Annotated in this window: 23 protein-coding genes and 1 pseudogene; 13 read left to right on the top strand and 11 right to left on the bottom strand. The window is 60.1% G+C overall.

Features of this window, described 5'->3' with window-relative positions:
- Positions 1-75 precede the first annotated feature (75 nt).
- On the bottom strand, positions 76-735 hold the full coding sequence (locus ACVWYU_RS01755; protein WP_457371776.1) for a glutathione S-transferase family protein: 660 nt from the start codon (positions 733-735) through the stop codon (positions 76-78).
- Between the two features lie 124 nt (positions 736-859).
- Here ACVWYU_RS01755 and ACVWYU_RS01750 point away from each other — a divergent pair, with 124 nt between their 5' ends.
- From ACVWYU_RS01750 to ACVWYU_RS01740, 3 genes are all read left to right on the top strand, one after another.
- On the top strand, positions 860-1,144 hold the full coding sequence (locus ACVWYU_RS01750; RefSeq protein WP_090326520.1) for a hypothetical protein: 285 nt from the start codon (positions 860-862) through the stop codon (positions 1,142-1,144).
- Positions 1,145-1,302: 158 nt separating this feature from the next.
- The gene (locus ACVWYU_RS01745) at positions 1,303-1,548 is read left to right on the top strand and encodes a TIGR02647 family protein (protein ID WP_247255303.1); all 246 of its coding nucleotides are present in this window, start codon (positions 1,303-1,305) and stop codon (positions 1,546-1,548) included.
- A gap of 193 nt (positions 1,549-1,741) precedes the next feature.
- The gene (locus ACVWYU_RS01740) at positions 1,742-4,588 is read left to right on the top strand and encodes a class I adenylate cyclase (RefSeq protein ID WP_457371775.1); all 2,847 of its coding nucleotides are present in this window, start codon (positions 1,742-1,744) and stop codon (positions 4,586-4,588) included.
- Positions 4,589-4,595: 7 nt separating this feature from the next.
- On the opposite strand, the gene rnk is transcribed toward ACVWYU_RS01740, so the two are convergent.
- The 3 genes from rnk to cyaY all read right to left on the bottom strand — a co-directional run bounded on the left by rnk (position 4,596) and on the right by cyaY (position 5,711).
- Positions 4,596-5,006 (bottom strand): nucleoside diphosphate kinase regulator, encoded by a 411-nt coding sequence (gene rnk, locus ACVWYU_RS01735; RefSeq protein WP_390957711.1) that lies wholly within the window; start codon positions 5,004-5,006, stop codon positions 4,596-4,598.
- 152 nt (positions 5,007-5,158) lie between these two features.
- The gene (locus tag ACVWYU_RS01730) at positions 5,159-5,374 is read right to left on the bottom strand and encodes a DUF1289 domain-containing protein (protein WP_090326532.1); all 216 of its coding nucleotides are present in this window, start codon (positions 5,372-5,374) and stop codon (positions 5,159-5,161) included.
- A 4-nt stretch (positions 5,375-5,378) separates the two neighbouring features.
- Complete coding sequence (cyaY, locus tag ACVWYU_RS01725) at positions 5,379-5,711, bottom strand: iron donor protein CyaY (RefSeq protein WP_090326534.1); 333 nt, start codon at positions 5,709-5,711, stop codon at positions 5,379-5,381.
- A gap of 309 nt (positions 5,712-6,020) precedes the next feature.
- Between cyaY and lptM the strand changes: the two genes are divergently transcribed.
- Genes lptM through ACVWYU_RS01695 form a run of 6 tightly spaced genes read left to right on the top strand, consistent with a single transcriptional unit; the run spans position 6,021 to position 10,631 of the window.
- On the top strand, positions 6,021-6,194 hold the full coding sequence (gene lptM / locus ACVWYU_RS01720; protein WP_090326537.1) for an LPS translocon maturation chaperone LptM: 174 nt from the start codon (positions 6,021-6,023) through the stop codon (positions 6,192-6,194).
- Positions 6,195-6,203: 9 nt separating this feature from the next.
- Positions 6,204-7,451, top strand: a complete 1,248-nt coding sequence (gene lysA / locus ACVWYU_RS01715) for a diaminopimelate decarboxylase (RefSeq protein WP_090326539.1) — start codon at positions 6,204-6,206, stop codon at positions 7,449-7,451.
- A gap of 4 nt (positions 7,452-7,455) precedes the next feature.
- Complete coding sequence (gene dapF / locus ACVWYU_RS01710) at positions 7,456-8,286, top strand: diaminopimelate epimerase (RefSeq protein ID WP_248914533.1); 831 nt, start codon at positions 7,456-7,458, stop codon at positions 8,284-8,286.
- Between the two features lie 13 nt (positions 8,287-8,299).
- On the top strand, positions 8,300-9,025 hold the full coding sequence (locus ACVWYU_RS01705) for a DUF484 family protein (protein WP_130205640.1): 726 nt from the start codon (positions 8,300-8,302) through the stop codon (positions 9,023-9,025).
- Positions 9,026-9,027: 2 nt separating this feature from the next.
- The gene (gene xerC, locus ACVWYU_RS01700) at positions 9,028-9,927 is read left to right on the top strand and encodes a tyrosine recombinase XerC (RefSeq protein WP_247255300.1); all 900 of its coding nucleotides are present in this window, start codon (positions 9,028-9,030) and stop codon (positions 9,925-9,927) included.
- Positions 9,924-10,631, top strand: a complete 708-nt coding sequence (locus ACVWYU_RS01695; RefSeq protein ID WP_090326549.1) for an HAD family hydrolase — start codon at positions 9,924-9,926, stop codon at positions 10,629-10,631. Before xerC ends, ACVWYU_RS01695 begins: the two co-directional genes overlap by 4 nt.
- Positions 10,632-10,732: 101 nt before the next feature.
- Here ACVWYU_RS01695 and sutA read toward each other — a convergent pair whose 3' ends face one another.
- The 4 genes and pseudogenes from sutA to glnK form a co-directional block, all read right to left on the bottom strand.
- On the bottom strand, positions 10,733-11,056 hold the full coding sequence (gene sutA / locus ACVWYU_RS01690) for a transcriptional regulator SutA (protein ID WP_090326552.1): 324 nt from the start codon (positions 11,054-11,056) through the stop codon (positions 10,733-10,735).
- A 101-nt stretch (positions 11,057-11,157) separates the two neighbouring features.
- Positions 11,158-11,583: pseudogene (locus ACVWYU_RS01685) on the bottom strand (secondary thiamine-phosphate synthase enzyme YjbQ).
- Between the two features lie 215 nt (positions 11,584-11,798).
- Positions 11,799-13,136: an ammonium transporter gene (locus ACVWYU_RS01680; protein WP_090326559.1), complete on the bottom strand. Its 1,338-nt coding sequence runs from the start codon at positions 13,134-13,136 to the stop codon at positions 11,799-11,801.
- Between the two features lie 35 nt (positions 13,137-13,171).
- Positions 13,172-13,510 carry a P-II family nitrogen regulator gene (glnK, locus tag ACVWYU_RS01675; RefSeq protein WP_002555808.1) on the bottom strand — a complete coding sequence of 113 codons (339 nt, stop codon included), beginning with the start codon at positions 13,508-13,510 and terminating at the stop codon, positions 13,172-13,174.
- Between the two features lie 418 nt (positions 13,511-13,928).
- Between glnK and ACVWYU_RS01670 the strand changes: the two genes are divergently transcribed.
- Positions 13,929-14,189: an accessory factor UbiK family protein gene (locus ACVWYU_RS01670; RefSeq protein ID WP_090326561.1), complete on the top strand. Its 261-nt coding sequence runs from the start codon at positions 13,929-13,931 to the stop codon at positions 14,187-14,189.
- A gap of 1,316 nt (positions 14,190-15,505) precedes the next feature.
- Positions 15,506-16,999 (top strand): YifB family Mg chelatase-like AAA ATPase, encoded by a 1,494-nt coding sequence (locus tag ACVWYU_RS01665; RefSeq protein WP_457371774.1) that lies wholly within the window; start codon positions 15,506-15,508, stop codon positions 16,997-16,999.
- Between the two features lie 33 nt (positions 17,000-17,032).
- On the opposite strand, the gene ACVWYU_RS01660 is transcribed toward ACVWYU_RS01665, so the two are convergent.
- Entirely contained in the window at positions 17,033-19,009 is a 1,977-nt protein-coding gene (locus ACVWYU_RS01660) for a methyl-accepting chemotaxis protein (protein WP_457371773.1), read from the bottom strand.
- 183 nt (positions 19,010-19,192) lie between these two features.
- Complete coding sequence (locus ACVWYU_RS01655; RefSeq protein WP_457371772.1) at positions 19,193-20,113, bottom strand: LysR substrate-binding domain-containing protein; 921 nt, start codon at positions 20,111-20,113, stop codon at positions 19,193-19,195.
- Positions 20,114-20,271: 158 nt separating this feature from the next.
- Between ACVWYU_RS01655 and ACVWYU_RS01650 the strand changes: the two genes are divergently transcribed.
- Positions 20,272-21,669 carry a NorM family multidrug efflux MATE transporter gene (locus tag ACVWYU_RS01650; RefSeq protein WP_457371771.1) on the top strand — a complete coding sequence of 466 codons (1,398 nt, stop codon included), beginning with the start codon at positions 20,272-20,274 and terminating at the stop codon, positions 21,667-21,669.
- 134 nt (positions 21,670-21,803) lie between these two features.
- On the opposite strand, the gene ACVWYU_RS01645 is transcribed toward ACVWYU_RS01650, so the two are convergent.
- Entirely contained in the window at positions 21,804-23,477 is a 1,674-nt protein-coding gene (locus ACVWYU_RS01645) for a putative bifunctional diguanylate cyclase/phosphodiesterase (RefSeq protein WP_090326572.1), read from the bottom strand.
- Positions 23,478-23,741: 264 nt separating this feature from the next.
- Here ACVWYU_RS01645 and rep point away from each other — a divergent pair, with 264 nt between their 5' ends.
- Positions 23,742-25,751 (top strand): DNA helicase Rep, encoded by a 2,010-nt coding sequence (gene rep, locus ACVWYU_RS01640; protein WP_090326575.1) that lies wholly within the window; start codon positions 23,742-23,744, stop codon positions 25,749-25,751.
- The last annotated feature ends 3 nt before the right edge of the window (positions 25,752-25,754 follow it).

The following is a 25,754-nucleotide window of genomic DNA, read 5'->3' as shown; positions in this document are numbered from 1 at the left end:
CCCGAAGGCGCCACGACACAAAACCTGTGGGAGCGGGCTTGCCCGCGATGGCATTCGCAAGAGCGCTGAAGATTCCTACTTCTTCGCCGCAACCATTGCCATAAACGCCGGCATCGCCGCTTCCCGATCCGCCGCCACTCGCTGCACGTTCGGGTTCTCTCCCAATCGCTCCAGCAGCGCCTTGGCCTGTGGCACTTCAGCCAACAGATCCATCCCGAACAGTTTGTGCGCCACGCCACACGCCAGCGGCACGCTGTACAGGAAATACAAATCCGCCACGCTCAAGCTGTCGCCCGCTACATAGGGGGCGAACTTGCCGTGCCGGCCCAGGGCCGCCACTCCCAGCAGCAACTCGGCCCTGGTCTTTTCCTTGATCGCATCGGGCACTGTCATGCCGAAAAACGCTTCGGCGAAACAGGCGCGCGCCGGCAGTTCGATGTACAACTCGATTTCCCTGGCCAGCGCCAACACCTGCGCGCGCTGGAATGGTTCGCTTGGTAGCAGGGGCCTGCCTTGCTGGCTCTGCTCGATATACTCGATAATCACGCTGGTTTCGTTGATGAAGCCCTGCTCGACCTGCAACACCGGCACCTTGCCGCGCGGACTGATGGCCAGCGCCTCGGCGCTGGTGCCGCCGTAAAACGGCACTTCCTCGAAGGTCAGGCCTTTTTCCAGCAACGCCAGTTTGACCATGTTGTAGTAGTTGCTGACGGAAAATCCATAAAGCTTGATCATCACAGAGCCTCCAGGCCGTGCGGGGTGGGCAGTGCCTGTTTATAGATCGCTCGAGGCTTTCTTGCCAGCAGCATCACGCTGCTGAATGCGGGTAAACTGGCCGCCTTAACTTGAGGAGCCTGCCATGAGCGAGCCTACAGACATCGATAGCGACGAAGAAGAATTCACCGAAAACACCCTGATCGAAGCCATCGAAAACCAGATCGAAAGCGAAAATCCGCCGGCCGCCAAGGCAACCTTCAACAAGCTGACACTGGTGGGCTACGAGAAGGAAGAAATTCTCAACCTGATGGCCCATGTTTTGGCCGTAGAAATCGACGCAATCCTCGAAGAAGACCGCGCGTTCGACACCGAATGGTACGAAGCGGCATTGCGCGCGCTGCCCGAGTTGCCCCCGGAAAAGAAATAACCCCTTCCCCCCGCAGGAGCGAGCCCGCTCCTGCAAGCCCCGGAAACGGGGAAAGCTCACCATGATGAAAAAACCCTGTCGCGAGGGCTGGACATGCCGCACGAGTGGGATCACCTTAGGGGCGCTGTCGTCTAATTCCTAGAAAGTCTGGAGTCCCTATGTCGCTTACCCCTGAGTTGGTTGCCGAACTGGAAATCCTCGCACTCTTCAACCTGGACAGTTCCCAGGAAGGTTTGAAAATTCATCAGACCGCTGCCCCCAAAGCCATTGCCGCTGCCCGTCGCCTGTATGAAAAAGATCTGATCGACCAACCCGATGGCGGCTACCTGACCAGCCTGGGTCGTGACGCCGCGCAAAATGTGCAAACCCTGCTGACCATTCTGAGCGTAAAAGAAACAGCCTGAATTCCATCGCATTGCCCACGGAAACCTCCACCACGGGATTTCCGCGGGCAAACTCTGTGACCTGTAATCGCCACGCGATAAAAATCTGACGCCAGAAAAACAAAATCAGCTTAAATGCCTCCGCGCCAAGGCGCTAAACTGCCCCTCAACCGAGAGCCCCACATCCGAGCCCTGTGAGCCGGTTTGAGCTGACATGACCCGCACCCATGAAATCCGCCCCGATCTGGACGAGGGAATCGACCGCAAGGTTCTCAGCCAACTGCGCGCGCGCTTTCTGAAGCTCAACCAGGGCCGCATGGCTCGCGCCATGGAGGGTTTGTCGACCCGCCAGCAAGGGGTGCTGAACCTTCTGCCATTGTTTTTTCACGTCAACCATCCGCTGTTGCCCGGTTACGTTTCCGGCAGCACACCGGCCGGGCTTTCGAATTTCGAGCCGGATGCCAACGCTTTGGCCGAAGCTCAACGCCTGACCCGCTCGTTTTCCTATAAGCCGCGCCACGGCAGCAATCCGCCGCGGCCGATTCACGGCCTGTTCCTGATGGGCAGCCTCGGCACGCTGGCCCAGGCCGATCAGAGCGATATGGACGTGTGGGTCTGCCACAGCCCGGATTTAACCGAGCAGGAACTCGCCGAGCTGCGCAAGAAATGCCAATTGCTCGAAGCATGGGCCGACAGCCAGGGAGCCGAAGCGCACTTTTTCCTGATCGACCCGGTTCGCTTCGTACGCGGCGAACGCGATAGCCAATTGAGTTCGGAAGACTGCGGTACCACCCAGCACTACTTGCTGCTGGACGAGTTTTACCGTACCGCGATCTGGCTGGCCGGGCGCACGCCGATCTGGTGGCTGGTGCCCGTCTATGAAGAAGCGAGTTACGACCGCTATACCCACACGCTGATTTCCAAGCGCTTCATCCGCGCTGACGAAACCCTCGACCTGGGGCATCTGGCCTACATTCCGCCCGGTGAATTTATCGGTGCCGGACTCTGGCAACTGTTCAAGGGCATCGAGTCGCCATACAAATCGGTGCTCAAGCTGCTGCTGACCGAGGTTTACGCCAGCGAACACCCCAGGGTCCAGTGCCTGAGCCTGCGTTTCAAGCAAGCCGTGTTCGCCAACCGGCTCGACCTCGACGAGCTGGACCCGTACGTCGTGGTCTACCGGCGCATCGAGGAATACCTCATTGCCCGCAACGAGCCGGAGCGCCTGGAACTGGTGCGTCGCGCGCTTTACCTGAAGGTCAATCGCAAGCTCACCGGCAGCAGCGGTCGAAGCCAGGGCTGGCAACGTTCGCTGCTGGAACGGCTGGCCCACGAATGGCAATGGGACCCACGGCAATTGGCGCTGCTCGACAGCCGCAGTCAGTGGAAAGTCCGCCAGGTCAGCTCGGAGCGCCGAGCCCTGGTCAACGAGCTGAACTACAGCTACCGCTTCCTGACCCAATTTGCCCGTAACGACCAAACTGCCAGTCTGATCAACAAACGCGACCTGAGTGTGCTGGGCCGACGCCTGTATGCCGCCTTCGAGCGCAAGGCGGACAAGGTCGAATTCATCAACCCGGGCATCGCGCCGGATCTGGCCGAAGACACCCTGACACTGGTACATGCTTCGAGCAAAAAGGAATCGGAACCGAGCCAGTGGGGCTTGTACAACGGCAGCCTGACCGCCCTTGAGTGGGAGCACTTCGCCCCGATCAAGCGCAGCCGTCAGTTGCTTGAACTGCTGACCTGGTGCCACCGCAACGGCGTGATCGACAGCAGCACCCGCCTGGCCCTGCACCCCGGAAGCAGCGACCTGAGCGAATTCGAACTGTTCAACCTGCTGGGCAGCCTGCAACAGAGCATTCGCCTGCCGCTGCAGACCGTCGCCGAAGAACCGTTGTTGCGCGCCAGCGTGCCCAGCGAGGTGCTGATCCTGGTGAACGTCGGCGTCGACCCGCTCAAGCACCATCGCGACCTGAACATCCTGATGACCACCGAGCGCACCGACTCCCTGAGCTATGCCGGCGTCAGGGAAAACCTGGTGCTGACCCTGGATCAAGTCACGCTCAATAGCTGGAACGAAGTATTGGTCAATCGCTTCGACGGCCCCCACGCCCTGCTCGACTGCCTGCGCGACTACCTCAACAATCTGCCCAACGGACCGCAGCAGCCCAGGCTGCGGGTGCGGTGCTTCTGCCACAACCGCGCGCAATTCATTGCCCAGCGCGTCGAAGAGATCCTCGAAACGGCGCAGAACCTGCTGCTGAGCAAACTCAATTACCGCTACCTGATTCAGGTTCAGCAGCATTACCACGTACTTGAGCTGATACCCGGCCAGGTCAATCACGTCACCCTGACCACACTGCCTGAGCTGTTCGATTACCTGAGCGAAGACCTGACCCGTTACAGCCCGCTGCACCTTGATCACAAGGCACTGGAAAACCACGATCTGGCACTGCTCCTGCCCATGGGGCAGCCCGACTGCCTCCAGGTGTTTTACCGGGTCAAGGAAGACCAGGCCGAACTGTACGTACTCGATGAATTCAATGCCTTGTGGCAGCAACGCTTGCCGTGGCATGACGAGCAAAGCCTGCTGGTGCCGCTGCAACGGTTCCTGCAGTCGATCCAGTACCGGCGCGACGCCTTGCTGCCCATGGACGCGGCCCACCCCTTGAGCCTGGACACATTGTTTTATCAGCTTCTGCCCTCGGGAACGGGGCGCGCGCGCCGGGTCGAGGCCCGGCCGGCACCGCAAACACCGGCCAACAAACCGTTCTATGACGTGCAGGCGATCATCGGCAAAGCGGCACCGGGCAAGGTACAGGTCACCCTGTATTGCAATCAGCGGGAGTTTTCAGAGCTGGAGCATGGCGACCAACTATTCAGCGTGGTCGCCCGGGAAATCATCGAACAGCGCCGGGAAACCGAGCGCTATCGCTGCTACATCACCGACCTTGACCTGACAGGCCTGCTCGGTGATGGGCAGAGTTCAAGCAATTTGTACCTGCGCTACAAGGCCGACCTGGAGCACGCACTGAACGGGGCGCTCGAACAGGTCTGACAGGTTGTCACTCGGGGAAGGCGCCGCCATTGGCAGGCTGCGATTCGACTTCCAGCAGGGTCAGCTTCAGCGTCTTGCCACCCGGCGCCGGCCAGTCGATGTGCTGGCCAACCTTCAGGCCGAGCAACGCGCTGCCCACGGGGGCCAGGATGGAGATCCGGCCTTCGTCGGCGTTGGCATCCTTTGGATAAACCAGGGTCAGGTGGTAATCCTTGCCACTGCTCTCTTCACGGCAATGCACGCGCGAATTCATGGTCACGACATCGGCCGGCACTTCTTCGTGACTGACCAATGTATCGGCGCGGTCCAGCTCGGTTTGCAACGCGATAACGCCCGGCAGCGTTTCATCAAGGCTGTCGATCAGACGCTCCAGACGCTGTACGTCCAGACGGGTAAGGGTGATGGAAGGTGCGGTCATGATCAGGGCAGACTCCTTTCTTCTGCGCGAAAAAAGCAAAACCCCGCCAGAAAAAGGCGGGGTTTTCACGAGCCTCGATGAGTTGAGGCGTATCCGGACACTAACACAGCTCAAAAAATATACAAGTCGCCACCGGGCGGTCATGGCCCTCCCTACAGGGATCGGCGTTGCAGAGCCTGCTCGCAAATCACCCGGCGACGTTCGTCATCCGCCGAGCGCCATTCGCGGATGTCTTCGACGTGGCGAAAACAGCCCAGGCAGACTTTTTGCGCGTCCAGCCGACACACGCCGCTGCACGGCGATGGCACCGCCGGGCTGACGTTGCTGTAGAGCGGCTTGGGCGGACGCACGGGCGCTGACTGTGTCACGGCGTTACAGGCCTTCGAAATCGAGTTCGACGTCAGCTTGCGCCTTGACGATGCGCTCAAGCATCTCGCCCAGTTGCTCTTCGCTCTTGTCGCACATCCAGCGCTCGCTCTCTTCGTCGTAATCGAAGTGGAAGCCACCGGACACTGCCGCCAGCCACAACTGACGCAACGGCTCTTGCCGACTGAAAATCAACTGGGTTCCGTTTTCGAACTTGACGGTGAGCACACCGGCCGAGCTTTCCAGATCGATATCCAGGTCGCTGTCGTCAAAGATGTCCTCCAACGTCTGCTGGGTGGCATCGACCAGGTCATGGAAACGCGCTTCGGACAAACTCATTACGGCAACCTCAAAAAGTGTCTGATCAGGCTCAAGCGCCGCAAGATACGACCGAGGCCTCCCGATTGCAAAGGATAACGCCCAGCAACCCCAATCTGTGGGAGCGAGCCTGCTCGCGATGACGCCGGCACATTTAACATTATGGTCAACGGAAACACCGCTATCGCGAGCAGTCTCGCTCCCACAAGGATTGCATGATACCGACCGGCATCGGTCCAAGGCCCGCCAGACGGGAGCCCCGTCGCATAGGCAAGCTGCCGGGTGGCCGGTATACTCCGGCGCAATTAATGCATTTTCAAGGATTTCGCCATGAAGCGCCTGATCTCCTCCCTTGCTGCGCTCCTCGCGGTTGCCTGCCTTGTGTCGGCCTGCGGTCAAAAAGGCCCGCTGTACCTGCCTGACGACAACCAGGATCCTGCGGCGCAAGCCCAGTCCTCGCAAAAGCCCGCCTCCAAGGCACACAAGCACGACGTCTACCAATAAGGGAACCTCATGGACGCTTTTAACTACCGTGACGGTGAACTGTTCGCGGAAGGTGTTGCCCTGTCTGCCATCGCCGATCGCTTTGGTACACCGACTTACGTTTACTCCCGTGCCCACATCGAAGCCCAATACCTGGCTTACGCCGATGCACTGGCGGGCATGCCACATCTGGTCTGCTTCGCGGTCAAGGCCAACTCCAACCTGGGTGTACTGAATGTCCTGGCGCGCCTGGGCGCCGGTTTCGACATCGTCTCCCGTGGCGAGCTGGAACGCGTACTCGCCGCCGGCGGCAGCGCCGACAAGATCGTGTTCTCCGGTGTCGGCAAGACCCGTGACGACATGCGTCGCGCCCTGGAAGTCGGCGTGCACTGCTTCAACGTCGAATCCACCGACGAACTGGAACGCCTGCAAGTGGTTGCCGCCGAACTGGGTGTTCGCGCGCCGATCTCGCTGCGCGTGAATCCGGATGTCGATGCCGGCACTCACCCGTACATTTCCACCGGTCTCAAAGAGAACAAGTTCGGCATCGCCATTGCCGACGCCGAGGATGTGTACGTGCGCGCCGCGCAGCTGCCGAACCTGGAAGTGGTCGGCGTCGACTGCCATATCGGCTCGCAACTGACCACCCTGCCACCCTTCATCGACGCCCTCGACCGCCTGCTGGGCCTGGTCGACCGTCTCGGCGATTGCGGCATTTACCTGCGCCACATCGATCTCGGTGGCGGCCTGGGCGTGCGTTATCGCGACGAAGAGCCACCATTGGCTGCCGATTACATCAAGGCCGTGCGCGAACGTCTGGACGGTCGCGACCTGGCGCTGGTGTTCGAGCCGGGCCGCTTCATCGTGGCCAATGCCGGCGTGCTGCTGACTCAGGTCGAGTACCTCAAGCACACCGAACACAAGGATTTCGCCATCGTCGACGCGGCCATGAACGACCTGATCCGCCCGGCGCTGTACCAAGCCTGGATGGACGTCACTGCCGTGCGCCCGCGCAACACGGCCGGTCGCGCCTACGACATCGTCGGCCCGATCTGCGAGACCGGCGACTTCCTGGCCAAGGATCGTGAATTGGCCCTGGAAGAAGGCGATCTGCTGGCCGTGCATTCGGCTGGCGCCTACGGGTTTGTCATGAGCTCCAACTACAACACCCGTGGCCGCGCCGCTGAAGTGTTGGTGGACGGTGATCAGGCATTTGAAGTGCGTCGCCGTGAAACGGTAGCCGAGTTGTTTGCTGGCGAAAGCCTGCTGCCGGAGTAAAACCATGCTGCTGCGTTTTACCAAAATGCACGGCCTGGGCAACGACTTCATGGTCCTCGACCTGGTCAGCCAGCACGCGCATATTCTGCCCAAGCACGCCAAGCTTTGGGGTGACCGGCACACCGGCATCGGTTTCGACCAGCTGCTGATCGTCGAAGCGCCCAGCAACCCGGACGTGGACTTCCGTTATCGGATCTTCAACTCCGACGGCTCTGAAGTGGAACAGTGCGGCAATGGTGCGCGCTGTTTCGCCCGCTTCGTGCTCGACAAGCGCCTGACCGCAAAACGGCAGATCCGCGTCGAAACCAAAAGTGGCATCATCGAGCTGGACGTGCGCAACGACGGGCAGATCGGCGTGAACATGGGCGCCCCGCGCCTGGTACCGGCCGACATCCCGTTCCTGGCACCCGAGCAGGCCCTGAGCTATCAGGTCGACGTCGATGGCACACCCGTGGAACTGGCCGCCGTGTCCATGGGCAATCCCCATGCGGTTCTGCGGGTCAGCGATATCAACAATGCGCCGGTACATGAACTGGGGCCGAAAATCGAACATCACCCGCGCTTCCCGGCAAGGGTCAATGTCGGTTTTCTCCAGGTCATCGACCGGGGCCGCGCGCAATTGCGCGTCTGGGAGCGCGGGGCCGGGGAAACCCAGGCTTGCGGTACCGGCGCCTGTGCCGCCGCAGTGGCCGCGATCAGCCAGGGGTGGATGGATTCGCCGCTATTGATCGACCTGCCTGGCGGGCGTCTGTCCATTGAGTGGGCAGGCCCTGGCCACCCGGTATTGATGACCGGCCCGGCAGTCCGTGTATATGAAGGACAAGTGCGTCTTTGAGTGAGCCAAAGCCATGACCGATAAGCCTCAGGTACCCGCCCGACAGTCCGACGAATCCCCGTCCGAGAGCCTGGAGGCGGCGGCGATTGCCGCGTACCTGGAGGCTCATCCGGACTTCTTCGTCCAGCACGAAGAATTGCTGCCGGCCTTGCGCATTCCCCACCGGCGCGGCGACACCGTGTCGCTGGTGGAACGCCAGATGACCATCCTGCGTGATCGCAACATCGAGTTGCGGCACCGACTCTCACACTTGATGGATGTGGCCCGCGACAACGACCGGTTGTTCGACAAGACCCGCCGCCTGATCCTCGCACTGATGGACGCCGCCAGCCTGGAAGACGTGGTGATGTCTGTCGAAGACAGCCTGCGCCAGGACTTCCAGGTGCCTTTTGTCAGCCTCATTCTGCTTGGCGACAACGCCATGCCGGTCGGCCGCTGGGTGACCCACGCCGAGGCACAAGTGGCCATAGGCGGCTTGTTGCAGGAAGACAAAAGCGTCAGCGGCAGCCTGCGCGAGCACGAGCTGGACTTCCTGTTCGGCGAAGAGCAGCGCAAGCAGATCGGTTCCACCGCCGTCGTCGCCATCAGCCATCAGGGCATCCACGGCATCCTGGCCATCGCCAGCCGTGATCCGCAGCACTACAAAAGCTCGGTGGGCACCTTGTTCCTGAGCTACATCGCCGAAGTCATGGGCCGCGTGCTGCCACGGGTCAACAACTCCCTGCGCTCGGTACGCTGAACATGGAACGGCAACTGGACGCTTACTGCGAACACCTGCGCAGTGAGCGGCAGGTGTCCCCACACACCCTTTCGGCCTATCGTCGCGACCTCGACAAGGTGCTGGGCTGGTGCGTCAAACAGAACATCGGCAGTTGGGCAGCGCTGGACATCCAGCGCCTGCGCAGCCTGATCGCTCGCCTGCATGCACAAGGCCAGTCCTCCCGCAGCCTGGCGCGGTTGTTGTCGGCGGTGCGAGGGCTCTATCACTACCTGAACCGTGAAGGCCTGTGCGACCACGATCCGGCCAACGGCCTGACGCCACCCAAGGGCGAACGCCGCCTGCCGAAAACCCTCGACACTGACCGCGCGCTGCAACTGCTTGAAGGCGGTGTGGAGGATGATTTTCTGGCACGTCGCGATCAGGCGATACTTGAGCTGTTCTACTCTTCCGGGCTGCGCCTGTCGGAGCTGACCGGACTGAATCTTGATCAGCTTGATTTGGCGGATGGCATGGTCCAGGTGCTCGGCAAGGGCAGCAAAACCCGTCTGCTGCCGGTGGGCAAAATGGCGCGCGAAGCCTTGGAACTCTGGTTGCCATTGCGGGCATTGGCCAATCCGGCGGACGACGCGGTATTTGTCAGCCAGCAAGGCCGGCGGCTCGGCCCACGGGCGATTCAGCTACGGGTAAAAGCCGCTGGCGAACGTGAGCTCGGGCAAAACCTGCACCCGCACATGTTGCGCCACTCCTTTGCCAGCCACTTGCTGGAGTCCTCCCAGGACCTGCGGGCGGTGCAGGAGCTGCTCGGCCATTCGGACATCAAGACCACGCAGATTTATACCCACCTGGACTTCCAGCACCTGGCCACGGTCTATGACAGTGCTCATCCACGGGCCAAACGCATTAAAGGCGATGATTCATGACTCTCCAACTGATCACCTTCGACCTCGACGACACTCTGTGGGACACCGCTCCGGTGATCGTCAGCGCCGAAGCCATCCTGCGTGAATGGCTGGCTGAACACGCACCGAATCTGGGCGCGGTGCCGGTGGAGCACTTGTGGGCCATTCGCGAACGCATCCTGAGCATCGAGCCGAACCTCAAGCACCGCATCAGCGCCCTGCGCCGCCGGGTGCTGTTCCAGGCGCTGGAAGAAGCCGGTTACGCCCATACAGAAGCGTCCGACCTGGCCGATCAGAGCTTCGAAGTGTTTCTGCATGCCCGGCATCAGCTGGAAATCTTCCCTGAAGTACAACCGACCCTGGAAGTGCTGGCCAACCATTACACCCTCGGCGTGGTGACCAACGGCAATGCCGACGTACGACGCCTGGGGCTCGCGGACTACTTCAAGTTTGCGTTATGCGCCGAAGACATCGGCATCGCCAAACCTGATTCTCGATTGTTCCATGAGGCGCTGCAGCGTGGCGGTGCCACGGCCGAGACAGCGGTGCACATCGGTGACCACCCAGGCGACGACATTGCCGGCGCCCAGCAAGCGGGACTGCGGGCGATCTGGTTCAACCCGGCCGGCAAGGACTGGGAAGCCGAGCGATTGCCGGACGCCGAGATCCGTAGCCTGACCGAGTTGCCGGCGTTGTTGGCGAGTTGGAACAAGGCCTCGAACTGACAAGCTCGCTCAGAGAGATCACCACAGTTTTCATATTTTTGTTTCAGGCATGAAAAAGCCCGCAGCGACGGCGGGCTTTTTCAGCAAGCAAGGAAACAGGCTTAGATAGGCCGGCTGCCGTACTTGTTATCAGGCTTCTTGGGCGGATCGGCGACCACGTTGGCCTCCACTTCCTGCACCTTGCCGCCACGAGCCAGGAACTCTTCCATGGCCTTGGCCAGGGCGTCGCGCTCCTTGTTCTTGGCTTCGACACTCGGCAGCTCATCGATTGATACCGCTGCCTTGGCTTTGCCTTTGGCGGTCGGAACCGGCGCATCACCGCCGTCATCTTCAGCGACGTCTTCCGCCGCTGCTTCCAGACCTTCTTCGGTTTCGTCGTCGTCGCCTACTTCGAGGTCGTCGTTTTCCAGATCATCGTCGCTCATGTTCTACCTCATGACTTGCGAAAAGCAGATTAGTTATAGCCCAGCTTTGCCCTCTGTCGAAGGCTGCCGGAAAAAAATCAACAGCCGCTGCTGACCAGCGGTTATGCCCCTTCACCGTGCAAGGTGGCGAGGACTTTACGGGCACCGCCATGATCACGGTGCTCGCCCAGATAAACGCCTTACCAGGTCCCTAGCGCCAGTCGGCCCGCCGAAACCGGCAAACTGAGCTGACAGCCAAGCACGCTGGCCTTGAAGTGCGCCGGGAGGTCGTCCAGGCCTTCGTCGTTATGCTCATAGCCGTCTGTTCCTTGTGGGATCAGACGATTGAAAAATCGTTCGAAGTCGCGACGTACCGCCGGATCGGCGTTCTCGTTGATGGTCAACGACGCCGAGGTATGCTGTAGCCACAAATGCAGCAGACCAACCCGACACGCCCTGAGTTCAGGCAAGCCGGCGAGTAACTCGTCCGTTACCAGATGAAAGCCCCGGGGCCTCGCCCGCAGGGTAATCAGAGTCTGCTGCCACATACAGTTCTCCGCACGTTCGGGGCGCATTCTAGCGCGCTCTGGGAAAAAACAAAGGCCCTAATATTCCTTCATTCCTGTAAGCCATCAGCGGCACAAAAACCCGCGTCCTAAACGTCGCAAAAGCTGTAAGAAAAAACCTTTCAGCGCAGCCCCCGATGACAAATTCCGGACAAAAAAATGCCCGGCAAGCCGGGCAAGTTTTCTCATGCGCGTGCTTACAAGTTGTAGCCGCGTTCGTTGTGAAGCGCCAGGTCGATACCGACGGCTTCTTCTTCTTCGGTGATACGCAGCCCCATGATGGCGTCCAGCACCTTGAGAATGATGAAGGTGACGATCGCGGTGTAGATCACCGTGAAGCCCACGCCTTTGCACTGAATCCAGACTTGAGCGGCAATGTCGGTGACGGTGCCGAAGCCACCCAGGGACGGTGCAGCGAATACACCGGTCAGGATCGCGCCGAGGATACCGCCGATACCGTGCACGCCGAAGGCGTCCAGGGAGTCGTCATAGCCGAGCTTGCGTTTCAGGGTGGTGGCACAGAAGAAGCACACCACGCCCGCGGCCAGGCCGATTATCAGTGAGCCCATTGGGCCTACAGTACCGGCGGCCGGGGTAATGGCGACCAGGCCGGCAACCACACCCGATGCGATACCCAGTGCGCTAGGTTTGCCGTGGGTGATCCACTCGGCGAACATCCAGCCCAGCGCGGCGGCGGCGGTTGCGATCTGGGTCACCAGCATCGCCATGCCGGCAGTACCGTTGGCCGCAGCTGCGGAACCGGCGTTGAAACCAAACCAGCCGACCCACAGCATGGCCGCGCCTACCAGGGTGTAACCAAGGTTATGCGGAGCCATTGGAGTCGTAGGGAAGCCTTTTCGCTTGCCCAGCACCAGGCAGGCTACAAGACCTGCAATACCGGCGTTGATGTGCACCACGGTGCCACCGGCGAAATCCAGTACGCCCCAGTCGCCCAACAGAGAACCCGGACCGCTCCAGACCATGTGCGCAATCGGCGCATATACCAGAGTGAACCACACGCCCATGAAGACCAGCATTGCAGAGAACTTCATCCGCTCAGCGAACGCACCGACGATCAGCGCTGGAGTAATGATGGCGAAAGTCATCTGATAGGTAACAAATACCGCTTCAGGGAACAGCGCCGCAGGGCCGGTAATGCTGGCCGGTGTGATGCCGGCGAGGAAGGCCTTGGCAAGGCTGCCGACAAAGGAATTGTAGTTGACCACCCCTGCTTCCATGCCCGTCGTGTCAAACGCCATGCTGTAGCCATAAATGAACCACAGGATGGTAACCAGCCCCGTAATGGCGAAGCACTGCATCATCACGGAAAGAATGTTTTTCGAACGAACCATGCCGCCGTAGAACAGCGCGAGACCGGGAATGGTCATGAACAGCACGAGGGCAGTCGAGGTCAACATCCAGGCGGTATCGCCGGAGTTGAGGACTGGAGTCGCCACCGGATCTGCCGCCATGGCCAGGCCGGGCATTACGATGGACAACAGGGCTCCTAGCCCTGCGAATTTACGCAGAGTCATATTGTTTTCTCCTGGGGCGTTGGGTTTGTGGCGGCTTAGATTGCGTCGGTATCGGTTTCGCCGGTACGAATGCGAATCGCCTGTTCCAGATTGACCACGAAGATCTTGCCGTCACCGATCTTGCCGGTGTTGGCGGCCTTGGTTATCGCCTCGATAACCCGGTCGAGATCCTTGTCGTCAATGGCGACATCAATCTTCACCTTTGGCAGGAAATCGACCACGTATTCCGCGCCGCGATACAGCTCGGTGTGCCCCTTCTGCCGACCGAAGCCTTTGACTTCGGTGACGGTAATGCCCTGCACGCCGATTTCGGACAACGATTCGCGCACGTCGTCCAACTTGAACGGCTTGATGATGGCAGTGACTAGCTTCATGAAAACTCTCTCCCGAATTGGTGGACTTGCCCCAGGAAAACAAACCCGTCTCAAGTCTAAGCGCAGTGCCTGGCTTTGTAACGCATCGTCGGCCTTACCTGCCCGTCCGACGCCAGCTACCCGCTCCTCACGAAACACTCCCCGCGTTTCGCTTGGCGCACTGCATTCGTCACAGCGACTGCATCAGTGCATGGGTCACCATGGACTAAGCAGAAAGCTTGCCATCTCCACAAAACCTACTGTTTTCAAGCCTTTACCAGTAGATGCCAGCAACTTCGCAACAACACTCCATGCGTTACGCACAACAACGGTGCGATGCCGTCCGTCCCCATGCGCGAAAAGCGTGCATCGACCGCCCGCGAAATGACTATAGACACTGCGTGATACACTGCCTGCCATTGTTATCAGGACCTTTCCCATGCTCGCGCCCAAAGACTTCCTCGACGCCCTGACTGGCACCGCCTCCCGTCTCTTCAGCGGCGACACCCCATTGCCGAAAAGCGAAATCGAAAGCCAATTCAAGGCCCTGCTGCAGAGTGGCTTCAGCAAGCTGGATCTGGTGAGCCGGGAAGAGTTTGATAGCCAGATGGTCGTGCTGGCGCGGACGCGAGCACGGTTGGAAGCACTTGAAACGAAGGTCGCGGAGATGGAAGCGAGGCTCAATCCGCCTGCAGAATAACGCCCCAATCCCTAATGGTTAGCCCCATTCCACCGTGTACGCGAGCCTGCTCGCGACAAGGTCGTAACGACTGTCAGATTTATCTGTAGGAATTGCCGAGACTGCGGTCTTCAAGCCCGCAAGAGTCCCGGCAACATCCTACGAAACTCTCATCCGCCGTCTGATTGCGCCGCAAATCCCCCCTTTCTAAGCTCTCCTCTCAAATGAGTCATTTGAACGCGAGCACTGCATCAGCACGAAAAAAATCTAGCCCGCAGTGAATATTAGTTATTGATACCAATGGAATATTCCTAACATCACAAGGAGTAACACCGCAAAAAGCTGTGTATATCTGTCTATATTTGTGACGCCCCCCGGCCCAGACGGAAGCAAAATCCCAAAGTGGAATAACACAGCCACTCCCAGCGGCGGTGCTACCTGCACCATAAGAGCAACCAGAACCAACCTATCCACCTTTGCTTGGTCAGTAGAAATCACGATGAAGTAAATAACGTCGCGGGCCTTGAAAGACCTTCCCCTTGCCAACAGGTAATTTTTTCGGCAGATCCTATCTGACTTATAAAAACAAAGGAGTTGCAGTGATGATTAACTCAACAAGCAATCCTGTAGTGAAAAGCAGTCTAGCCCTGACTGGATCAATAACGATGACAGCGGCACATTTACCGTTAATGAAAGACGGGCAGCGCTGGAAGAGTCAGACAAACAAGAATTCGCATGGAGGCAAAGAGTCGTTGCCGAGGCAGAGCATGAATACAACACCACAGGAAAACTGACCAAATTCTTCCAAAGCGTCCTTGACCATTACAAAGGCTTACCTCGAATAGAACAAGCAGAGTACCCGAGCGACTACGAATCCAGACTTAATGAATTGATAGCTTTAGACTTTAACTATTTGACGCATGTCGCAGAAGGCAAAGAGAAGGTCGACATAGAAAGCTTTATACTAAAAATTCTAAATAGTGATAGCAATCTGCCTGACGACGAACAGTCTTCCTCTAAGCCGCCTCAACCGAGCGAGCGATCCTGAGCCAACTTAGTTGGCCACCCATATCTATCCACACGCAGTAATGCAATAACTGATCACTTTCCACTAACACTGGCGCATCGCACTTTAATCGCCCTTCAAAGAGATTAAAGACTGCAATCGTTTGCGGCGGGGGAGCGCTCCCCCTCGCCACAGAATCAATGCGCTGCCCGTGAAGCCGCGCAACATCTTGCGAAAATTCCTTGCCTGCCATGCACCGCGGAAACAGCACTGCCGTCTACCCTTGCAAAAACCCGCAGGAAGCGGCCCCCGTACAACTCAAGGAACGACCATGTCCCTCTCCATCGTCCACAGCCGCGCCCAGATTGGCGTGGATGCCCCCGCCGTCACCGTCGAAGTTCATCTGGCCAATGGCTTGCCGTCGCTGACCATGGTCGGCCTGCCCGAAGCGGCGGTGAAGGAGAGCAAAGATCGAGTACGTAGCGCGATCATCAATTCGGGGCTGCAGTTTCCGGCGCGACGGATCACCTTGAATCTGGCCCCGGCGGATTTGCCCAAGGATGGCGGACGGTTCGATCTGGCAATTGCCTTGGGGATTCTTTCGGCCAGTGTGCAGGTGCCGACATTGACGCTCGATGATGTGGAGTGTCTGGGCGAGCTGGCCCTGTCAGGCGCAGTGCGTGCGGTGCGGGGCGTGTTGCCGGCGGCGTTGGCCGCGCGCAAGGCCGGACGCTCGTTGATGGTGCCGCGTGCGAATGCCGAAGAAGCGTGCCTGGCGTCGGGGTTGAAGGTGATTGCGGTGGATCATCTGCTGCAGGCCGTGGCGCATTTCAACGGGCACACGCCGGTTGAGCCCTATGTGTCCGATGGATTGATCCACGCCAGCAAACCCTACCCCGACCTGAACGAAGTGCAGGGTCAGCAAGCAGCCAAACGGGCGTTGCTGATTGCAGCGGCGGGTGCGCATAACCTCCTCTTCAGCGGACCTCCCGGAACGGGCAAGACGCTTCTGGCGAGTCGCCTGCCAGGGCTGCTGCCCCCACTGGCAGAGTGCGAAGCACTGGAAGTGGCCGCCATTCAGTCCGTCACCAGTTGCGTCCCGTTGAGCCATTGGCCGCAGCGCCCCTTCAGACAACCGCACCACTCGGCTTCTGGCCCGGCGCTGGTCGGTGGCGGCTCGAAACCACAGCCCGGTGAAATCACCCTCGCCCACCACGGTGTTTTGTTTCTCGATGAGCTTCCAGAGTTCGACCGCAAAGTGCTCGAGGTTTTGAGAGAGCCACTGGAGTCAGGCCATATCGTGATTTCCCGGGCCAAGGATCGCGTGCGGTTTCCGGCACGTTTTCAGTTGGTGGCGGCAATGAATCCGTGCCCTTGTGGATATCTTGGCGAACCCACTGGCCGCTGCTCCTGCACGCCGGACATGGTTCAGCGCTATCGCAACAAACTGTCCGGGCCCTTGCTGGATCGGATCGATTTGCACCTGACGGTGGCGCGGGAGGCCACGGCGTTGAATCCGACGGTGAAACCCGGGGAGGACAGCGCCAGCGCGGCAGGACTGGTCGCTGACGCCCGTGAACGCCAGCAAAAGCGTCAGGGGTGCGCCAACGCCTTTCTCGATTTGCCGGGGCTGCGCCGGCACTGCAAGTTATCCACAGTCGATGAGAACTGGCTGGAAACGGCCTGTGAACGGCTGACGTTGTCGTTGCGGTCGGCGCATCGGTTGCTGAAGGTGGCGCGAACCCTGGCGGATCTGGAACAGGTCGACGGGATCAAGCGGGAGCATCTGGCGGAGGCATTGCAGTATCGGCCGGCAACGCAATGAGTGCCTGCTCTCGATGACTATTTCAAAGGCACATCAGCGAAACCGGTCAACCTCCGACCGCAAATCCGCCGCCAGCTTCTCCAGCTCTTTAGCGGTGACCGCCAGGTTCGACACTACTTCCCGCTGCTCGCTGTTGGCCAGCGCAATGCTTTGCAAGTTGCTGCTGAGCAACGTCGCCGTACTGCTCTGTTCCTGGGTCGCCGTGGTAATCGCGGCGAATTGCTGACCGGCTGAACGGCTTTGCTCATCGATATGTGCAAGTGCAGAAGCCACGTTGGCGTTGCGCGACAAGCCTTCCTGCATCAGCACATTACCCTGCTCCATGGTGCTGATGGCGTTGCCGGTTTCCTGCTGAATGCTCTGGATCATCACGGAAATTTCGTCCGTGGCCTGACGGGTGCGCGAGGCGAGGTTGCGCACTTCGTCGGCCACCACGGCAAAGCCACGTCCCTGCTCACCGGCACGCGCCGCTTCGATCGCGGCGTTGAGCGCCAATAAGTTGGTTTGTTCGGCAATCGAGGTGATGACGCCAACGATGCCGCCGATTTCCTGGGAGCGCTGTCCCAAGGTATTGATCACCGTCGCCGTGCTGTTCAATGCGCCGGCAATTTGCTCAAGCGACGAGGACGCTTCGTCCATCGACGTACGACCGATTTGCGTTTGCCGAGCGTTTTCCTGTGCCAGACGCTGGGTGCTGCCCATGTTGTCGGCAATGTTCAGGGAGGTGGCACTGAACTCTTCCACGGCCCCGGCCATGCTGGTGATCTCGCCCGATTGCTGCTCCATCCCTTCATAGGCACCGCCGGACAACCCGGACAAGGCCTGGGCGCGGCTGTTGACCTCCATCGAGGCGTTGCGGATGTGCTCGACCATGGTCGACAACGCCTGACTCATCTGGTTGAAGGCGCGAGCCAACTGGCCGATTTCATCGTTGCTCGACACGCTCAGACGCACACTCAAATCACCGGCACCCAAGGCTTCGGCCTGACGCACCAGATCACCCAGCGGCGCCAGTTTGCTGCGCAACAGCCAGACCGCTGCGCCGACCGCCAACAACATCGCCAACAGACTGCCGATAGCCAACTGGATACCGACGCTCCAGGTCACAGCGCTGATTTCGGTTTTCGGCATGCTTGCCACCACCGACCACGGCCCGCCTTCAAACGGTACGGCAATGCTGTAGAAGTCTTCGGACTTGTCGCTCCAGAACCGGCCTTTGCCTGGCGTCTTGACCAGCGCCATGACTGCCGGGACGGCCTGATCCAGCGCTTGCACACCGGCAATCGGCACCAGCCATTTGTTCTGCTCGTCCAGCAGTGCCAGGGAACCGGTCTGGCCGATGCGGAAACGCTTGAGGTTTTCGAACTGAGCATTTTGCGCGTCGGTGTAATCGAAGCCCACGAACAACACGGCAATCACCTTGCCGCTGCTGTCCCGTACCGGGGTGTATTGCGTCATGTAGGAGCGTTCGAACAGCAAGGCACGCCCGACATAGCTCTGCCCCGCCATCAGGCGTGCGTAAGCCGGGTGGGCGTGATCAAGCATCGTGCCGATGGCCCGGCTGCCGTCCTGTTTGCTCAGGGAGGTGCTGACCCGGATAAAGTCTTCGCCGCTGCGCACGAACACCGTGGCCGCACCGGCAGTCATCTGCTTGAACTCGTCCACTTCCTTGAAGTCGTTGTTCAGCACTTCGCTGCCCAGGTGCAGGCCCGGGGTCTGCGTGCCCGCCACCGTCACCGGCTCATCCGGGTGCACGCTCAAGCCGGCACTGAAACGCTTCTCGAACAGACCCGCCAGGCGCTGGGTGCTTTCACGCAACGTGCCGTGGAAGGTGCTCAACTGATCGGCCAGCAACCGGGCCTCGCTGGTCAGGTGCTCTTCGCGGGTAGCGAGGTTGGCGGCATCTAGCGAACGCAGGGCGAACAAGGTGCTTGCGCTGATGACTGTCACCAGAATCAAGGCGAGCGCAAGACCCAGCTGTGAGGCGATCCGGGCATGAGGTTGAGGCATGACAGCTCCTGGCCGAGCGAGCGGATCATCCTGATCGCGGCGCACTCAGTAAAAGTTTCTGATGATGGGAAAGCGTCGAACCTGCACGAAGGTCCCATGTGCACCTATTCGGCGGTGAACGGGAATACTTGAGCGTTTGACCCGGATATAGCTCAAGCCCGTCGGTGTTGAGGCTCTATCGATTCAGCTCAAGTGCTCGACATCCGGCAACTCCATCGCCCGGACCTCACTTTGCAAGAAGTCGCTGAGCCGACGCATGCGCTCGCCACCGGGGCGGGTTTTCGGCCAGACCAGGTAATAACGCTCGCCGCTTGCGACAGCGGTTGGCCATGGCAGGCTCAAGCGTCCCTGTGCCACATCTTCCGCCACCATCAGCAGATCGCCCATGGACACGCCGTAGCCGCGGGCGGCCGCGATCATGCCCAGTTCCAGCGTATCGAACACCTGGCCACCCTTGAGCGACACTTGATCGGCCAGGCCCATGCGCTCCAGCCAGTTACGCCAGTCGCGGCGATCCGGTGTCGGGTGCAGCAACTCGGTGTTTGCCAGGCGCGCCGCATCCCAAGGCTGATCATTCGGCAGGTTGGGCGCGCCCACTGGAATCAGTTCCTCGGGAAACAGGTAACTCGCCTCCCAATCCGGCGGGAAGTGCCCGTTGCTCAGCAATACCGCACAGTCGAACGGCTCGTCGTTGAAATCCACAGAATCGACATCCATCCAGGCGCTGGTCAATTGCACCTCGTTGCCCGGTTGCAAATGGCGGAAGCGACTCAGGCGCGCCAGCAACCAGCGCATGGTCAGGGTCGACGGGGCTTTCATGCGCAGGATGTCGTCTTCGGCGCGCAGGGTGTTACAGGCGCGCTCCAGGGCGGTGAAGCCCTCGCGGATGCCAGGCAATAGCAAGCGCGCCGATTCGGTCAGTTGCAGATGACGGCCACTGCGATGAAACAAGCGACAGGCAAAGTGCTCTTCGAGCGTACGAATGTGCCGGCTGACCGCACTCTGTGTGATCGACAGTTCTTCGGCCGCTCGTGTGAACGAACTGTGCCGCGCCGCAGCTTCGAATGCGCGCAAGGCATACAAGGGAGGGAGACGACGTGACATTGGGAAAGCTCCTACAGCGGGATTTGGCCACCCTAGCAGAAACTCTCCAGCATGAGTTTGAATCATGCCACCCATCCTTTTTATCCCTTTGTGCATTCCGTCCAGAGCGCCGAGAATCGACGCTTTCCTGTCCTCTTTGATAAACGAGCGTGATGACCATGCAGCATCCAGCGCGTATTGAACTCTGGGCCATCCTGCGGCTGGCGGGGCCGTTGATTGCCTCGCAGTTGGCGCACATGTTGATGGTCCTCACCGACACCTTGATGATGGCGCGCCTGAGTCCCGAGGCACTGGCCGGCGGCGGGCTCGGCGCGGCAACCTATTCGTTCGTGTCGATTTTCTGCATTGGCGTGATTGCGGCAGTCGGCACCCTGGTGGCGATCCGTCAGGGTGCCGGCGACATCCTCGGCGCGACCCGGTTGACCCAGGCCGGTTTGTGGCTGGCGTGGCTGATGGCATTGGTCGCCGGGCTGCTGTTGTGGAATCTGAAACCGGTGTTGCTGCTGTTCGGCCAGACTGAAAGCAACGTCCAGTCGGCCGGCCAGTTTCTGATCTTTCTGCCGTTCGCCCTGCCCGGCTATCTGAGCTTCATGGCCCTGCGTGGCTTCACCAGTGCCATCGGCCGTGCGACGCCAGTGATGGTGATCAGCCTGGGCGGTACGGTGGCGAACTTCCTGCTCAACTACGCCTTGATTACCGGCATGTTTGGCCTGCCGAAACTGGGGCTGATGGGTATTGGCCTGGTCACGGCGATTGTCGCCAACCTCATGGCCCTGGCATTGGCGCTGCATATTCGCCGGCACCCGGCTTACGACGCCTATCCGCTGCGTCAGGGCCTGCTGCGGCTCAACCGACAGTACCTGAAAGAGCTGTGGCGCCTGGGCCTGCCGATTGGCGGCACTTACGCGGTGGAGGTCGGGCTGTTTGCCTTCGCGGCGCTGTGCATGGGCACCATGGGCAGCACGCAATTGGGCGCACACCAGATCGCCCTGCAGATCGTCTCGGTGGCGTTCATGGTACCGGCGGGGATTTCCTACGCGATCACCATGCGCATCGGCCAGCACTACGGTGCCGGGCAACTGCTCGATGCACGACTGGCTGGCCGGGTCGGCCTCGCTTTCGGTGCCGCGGCGATGCTGTGTTTCGCGATGGTGTTCTGGCTGTTGCCGAACCAGTTGGTGGGCCTGTTTCTTGACCACAACGACCCGGCGTTTCGCGACGTCATCCACCTGGCGGTGAGCCTGTTGGCGGTCGCAGCCTGGTTCGAACTGTTCGACGGTACGCAAACCATCGCCATGGGCTGCATTCGTGGACTCAAGGACGCCAAGACCACATTCCTGGTCGGTCTGGCTTGCTATTGGCTGATCGGCGCGCCTGCGGCGTGGTGGATGGCGTTCGACTTGCAATGGGGGCCGACGGGCGTCTGGTGGGGCCTGGCGCTGGGCCTGGCGTGCTCGGCGGTGAGTTTGACGCTGGCGTTCGAGTGGAAGATGAAGCGAATGATTCGGCAGGACACGTCGCCAGAGCAGCGCTTCGGGTTTGCTCAGACTGACTGAGATCCCTTGTAGGAGTGAGCTTGCTCGCGATAAACCTGAGAACGCCGCGGGGCACCTGCCAACCGGCATTATCGTTGTCGTTCATCGCGAGCGAGCCTGCTCCTGCGGGCTCCGTGGCAGCCTATTATTCGCGGTCAGCTCACCACTTCCAGCATCGCCTGCTGGCTGGAATCAAACGTCAGGTAGTCCACCAGATCCGCCAGGGCCAACGGCTTGCTGATCAGATAACCCTGCACCTGATCGCAATCAAACCCGCGCAACAGCTCCAGTTGCTCCGGGGTTTCCACCCCTTCGGCGACGACTTCGAGGTTGAGGTTGTGCGCCAGGTTGATCATGGCGTGGACCAGTTTGCGATTCTCTTCCCGCTGCTCCATGCCGCCGACGAAGCTCTTGTCGATCTTGAGCAAAGTAATCGGCAGGCTGTTGAGGTGTACGAACGATGAGAACCCGGTACCGAAATCGTCGAGGGAGAAACGCACCCCCAGGCGCCCCAGGGCGTCCATGGTCTGCTTGACCAGATCACTGCGGCGCATGACCGCGGTTTCGGTCAATTCGAACTCCAGCCACTGCGCCTCGACGCCACGCTCGGCAATCAGCCGGCTCAGGGTCGAGAGCAACTGGCTGTCCTGAAACTGCCGGAACGACAGATTGATCGCCATGTGCAAAGGCGGCAAGCCGCGCTCACGCAGGGCCTGCATGTCGCGCAAGGCCCGGGAAATCACCCAGTAGCCCAGTGGCACGATCAAGCCGCTTTGCTCGGCCAGCGGCACGAATTCACTCGGCGGCAGCAAGCCACGCTCGCCATGACGCCAGCGCACCAATGCCTCGAGGCCGACGATCTGCCCGTCCTCAAGGTTCAGGCGTGGCTGGTAATGCAGTTCCAGCTCATCGCGGCGCAATGCCCGGCGCAGTTCGCTTTCGAGGTCGGCGATGCTGCGGGCATTGCGGTTGATGCGCTCGTTGAAGATATGAAAGGTGCAGCCCTGTGTGCTTTTGGCCTGCTGCATGGCGATGTGTGCGTGCCACATCAATGGGTCGGCACCGGCCTGGGCCCGAGCGTGGGCGATACCCAGGCTGGAGCCGATCAACAGGCTTTCGCCATCGACCCAATACGGCTCGGCCAGCGCTTCGGTGATGCGCTCGGCCATCCACTCGGCGCGCTGAGGGGCGCGGCGGGTGTCGATCAGCAAGGCGAATTCATCACTGCCCAGCCGTGCCAGTTGATCGCCGGCCTCAAGCTGGCTTTTGAGCCGCGCGACCACTTGCAGAATCAACCGGTCACCGGCCTGGTGGCCAAGGGCATCGTTGGCGTGACGGAAGTTGTCGAGATCGAGGTGACCCAGCGCCAGGCCACGCCCTTCGTTTTCGGCCAATCGGGCCGTCAACAATGTCTGGAAGCCCTGACGATTGGCAATGCCGGTCAAAGGGTCTTGTTCGGCGAGGCGCTGCAGAGTGTTTTCCAGCACCCCGCGCTCGCGAACATGCCGCAGGCACCGGCGCAGCATGCCCGGGTCGAGATGGTCGCGTACCAGCCAGTCACTCACACCGTCGGGTGGCGTCAGCGGTTCATGCTCAAGCAGCAACACCGTCGGCAGACAGCAACGGCCAGGCGCCGGCTGAAGAGCCGGGATCGTCAACAACACCGCACTGCGGTTGTCGTCGAACAGACTGCTGACCGACTCCCAACTCGGCGCGCTGATGAGCACGGCCGAGCTCCCCATCGGAGCCAGACACTCGCGCAACAACGCTGCCCACGCTGGCTCTTCGGCCAGTAGCAGCAAACGCAAGGGTTCGACAGGCGTAGACAAGCTAGCTCCCTAGACTCTGCAAAGATGTAGGCGATGGGCATTATGCCGTGCCGATAACTAATGACCAATGACATCAGTTATCAAAACGAGGCCTTTGTATCCGGAATTACGAACATTAGACGCAATTTCCTCGCGCATCCTGCGTGAAAGTAACAAAACCGGCAAATAGAGATCGCGTTATACGTCACAAGTCGGAGAGAGCAGCACAAATCGCTGAGCCTGTTAAAATGCCGGCCCATTTCGTCCTGACTCCTGAATTTACGTATGTCCCGACTCAATCCCCGGCAGCAAGAAGCCGTGAGCTACGTCGGCGGCCCTCTTTTGGTGCTCGCCGGCGCTGGCTCCGGCAAGACCAGCGTGATCACGCGCAAGATCGCACACTTGATCCAGAACTGTGGCATCCGCGCCCAGTACATCGTCGCCATGACCTTTACCAACAAGGCGGCGCGCGAGATGAAGGAACGGGTCGGCACGCTGCTGCGCGCTGGTGAAGGCCGCGGCCTGACGGTCTGTACCTTCCACAACCTGGGCCTGAACATCATCCGCAAGGAACACGTGCGGCTGGGCTATAAACCGGGTTTCTCGATCTTCGACGAGGCCGACGTCAAGGCCCTGATGACCGACATCATGCAGAAGGAATACTCGGGCGACGACGGCGTCGACGAGATCAAGAACATGATCGGTGCCTGGAAGAACGACCTGATCCTGCCGCCCCAGGCCCTGGAAAACGCGCGCAACCCCAAGGAACAGACCGCCGCTATCGTCTACACCCACTACCAGCGCACGCTCAAGGCGTTCAACGCGGTGGATTTCGACGATTTGATCCTGCTGCCGGTGAAGCTGTTCGAAGAACACGCCGACATCCTGGAAAAGTGGCAGAACAAGGTGCGTTACCTGCTCGTCGACGAATACCAGGACACCAACGCCAGCCAGTACCTGCTGGTGAAAATGCTCATCGGCAAGCGCAACCAGTTCACCGTGGTGGGTGACGACGACCAGTCGATCTATGCCTGGCGCGGCGCGCGCCCGGAAAACCTGATGCTGCTCAAGGACGACTACCCGTCGTTGAAAGTGGTAATGCTGGAGCAGAACTATCGCTCCACCAGCCGCATCTTGCGCTGCGCCAACGTGCTGATTTCCAACAACCCCCACGAATTCGAAAAGCAGCTGTGGAGTGAAATGGGCCACGGCGACGAGATCCGCGTGATCCGCTGCCGCAACGAAGACGCCGAAGCCGAGCGCGTAGCCGTGGAAATCCTCAGCCTGCACTTGCGCACCGACCGCCCTTACAGCGATTTCGCCATCCTCTATCGCGGTAACTACCAGGCCAAGCTGATCGAGCTGAAATTGCAGCACCACCAGGTGCCGTATCGCCTGTCTGGCGGCAACAGCTTTTTCGGACGCCAGGAAGTGAAAGACCTGATGGCCTATTTCCGCCTGATCGTGAACCCGGACGACGACAACGCCTTCCTGCGAGTGATCAACGTTCCACGTCGGGAAATCGGTTCGACGACGTTGGAGAAGCTGGGCAACTACGCCACCGAGCGAAAAATCTCGATGTACGCCGCCACCGACGAAATCGGCCTGGGCGAGCACCTGGATTCGCGCTTCACCGATCGCCTGTCGCGCTTCAAGCGCTTCATGGACAAGGTGCGCGAGCAATGTGCCGGCGAAGACCCGATCTCGGCCCTGCGCAGCATGGTCATGGACATCGACTACGAGAACTGGCTGCGCACCAACAGCTCCAGCGACAAGGCCGCTGATTACCGCATGGGTAACGTCTGGTTCCTGATCGAGGCGCTGAAGAACACCCTGGAAAAAGACGAAGACGGCGAAATGACCGTCGAAGACGCCATCGGCAAACTGGTGCTGCGCGACATGCTGGAGCGTCAGCAGGAAGAGGAAGACGGTGCCGAAGGTGTGCAGATGATGACCCTGCACGCCTCCAAGGGCCTGGAATTCCCCTACGTGTTCATCATGGGCATGGAAGAGGAAATCCTCCCGCACCGCTCCAGCATCGAAGCCGACACCATCGAAGAAGAACGTCGCCTGGCGTACGTGGGTATTACCCGCGCACGTCAGACCCTGGCCTTCACTTTCGCCGCCAAGCGCAAGCAATACGGCGAGATCATCGACTGCGCACCGAGCCGCTTCCTCGATGAACTGCCGCCGGACGACCTGGCCTGGGAAGGCAACGACGACACCCCGACCGAAGTCAAAGCCGTTCGCGGCAATAGCGCACTGGCGGATATACGCGCCATGTTAAAGCGCTAGAAT

The organism is Pseudomonas sp. TE12234 (genome assembly GCF_054061835.1).
Note: the sequence above shows the minus strand (reverse complement) of the source record. Positions and strands in the feature narration are given on the sequence as shown.

Coding starts and splice junctions, on each gene's coding strand:
- ACVWYU_RS01755 (WP_457371776.1), bottom strand. CDS start 735: ATGATCAAGCTTTATGGATTTTCCGTCAGCAACTACTACAACATGGTC.
- ACVWYU_RS01750 (WP_090326520.1), top strand. CDS start 860: ATGAGCGAGCCTACAGACATCGATAGCGACGAAGAAGAATTCACCGAA.
- ACVWYU_RS01745 (WP_247255303.1), top strand. CDS start 1,303: ATGTCGCTTACCCCTGAGTTGGTTGCCGAACTGGAAATCCTCGCACTC.
- ACVWYU_RS01740 (WP_457371775.1), top strand. CDS start 1,742: ATGACCCGCACCCATGAAATCCGCCCCGATCTGGACGAGGGAATCGAC.
- rnk (WP_390957711.1), bottom strand. CDS start 5,006: ATGACCGCACCTTCCATCACCCTTACCCGTCTGGACGTACAGCGTCTG.
- cyaY (WP_090326534.1), bottom strand. CDS start 5,711: ATGAGTTTGTCCGAAGCGCGTTTCCATGACCTGGTCGATGCCACCCAG.
- lptM (WP_090326537.1), top strand. CDS start 6,021: ATGAAGCGCCTGATCTCCTCCCTTGCTGCGCTCCTCGCGGTTGCCTGC.
- lysA (WP_090326539.1), top strand. CDS start 6,204: ATGGACGCTTTTAACTACCGTGACGGTGAACTGTTCGCGGAAGGTGTT.
- dapF (WP_248914533.1), top strand. CDS start 7,456: ATGCTGCTGCGTTTTACCAAAATGCACGGCCTGGGCAACGACTTCATG.
- ACVWYU_RS01705 (WP_130205640.1), top strand. CDS start 8,300: ATGACCGATAAGCCTCAGGTACCCGCCCGACAGTCCGACGAATCCCCG.
- xerC (WP_247255300.1), top strand. CDS start 9,028: ATGGAACGGCAACTGGACGCTTACTGCGAACACCTGCGCAGTGAGCGG.
- ACVWYU_RS01695 (WP_090326549.1), top strand. CDS start 9,924: ATGACTCTCCAACTGATCACCTTCGACCTCGACGACACTCTGTGGGAC.
- sutA (WP_090326552.1), bottom strand. CDS start 11,056: ATGAGCGACGATGATCTGGAAAACGACGACCTCGAAGTAGGCGACGAC.
- ACVWYU_RS01680 (WP_090326559.1), bottom strand. CDS start 13,136: ATGACTCTGCGTAAATTCGCAGGGCTAGGAGCCCTGTTGTCCATCGTA.
- glnK (WP_002555808.1), bottom strand. CDS start 13,510: ATGAAGCTAGTCACTGCCATCATCAAGCCGTTCAAGTTGGACGACGTG.
- ACVWYU_RS01670 (WP_090326561.1), top strand. CDS start 13,929: ATGCTCGCGCCCAAAGACTTCCTCGACGCCCTGACTGGCACCGCCTCC.
- ACVWYU_RS01665 (WP_457371774.1), top strand. CDS start 15,506: ATGTCCCTCTCCATCGTCCACAGCCGCGCCCAGATTGGCGTGGATGCC.
- ACVWYU_RS01660 (WP_457371773.1), bottom strand. CDS start 19,009: ATGCCTCAACCTCATGCCCGGATCGCCTCACAGCTGGGTCTTGCGCTC.
- ACVWYU_RS01655 (WP_457371772.1), bottom strand. CDS start 20,113: ATGTCACGTCGTCTCCCTCCCTTGTATGCCTTGCGCGCATTCGAAGCT.
- ACVWYU_RS01650 (WP_457371771.1), top strand. CDS start 20,272: ATGCAGCATCCAGCGCGTATTGAACTCTGGGCCATCCTGCGGCTGGCG.
- rep (WP_090326575.1), top strand. CDS start 23,742: ATGTCCCGACTCAATCCCCGGCAGCAAGAAGCCGTGAGCTACGTCGGC.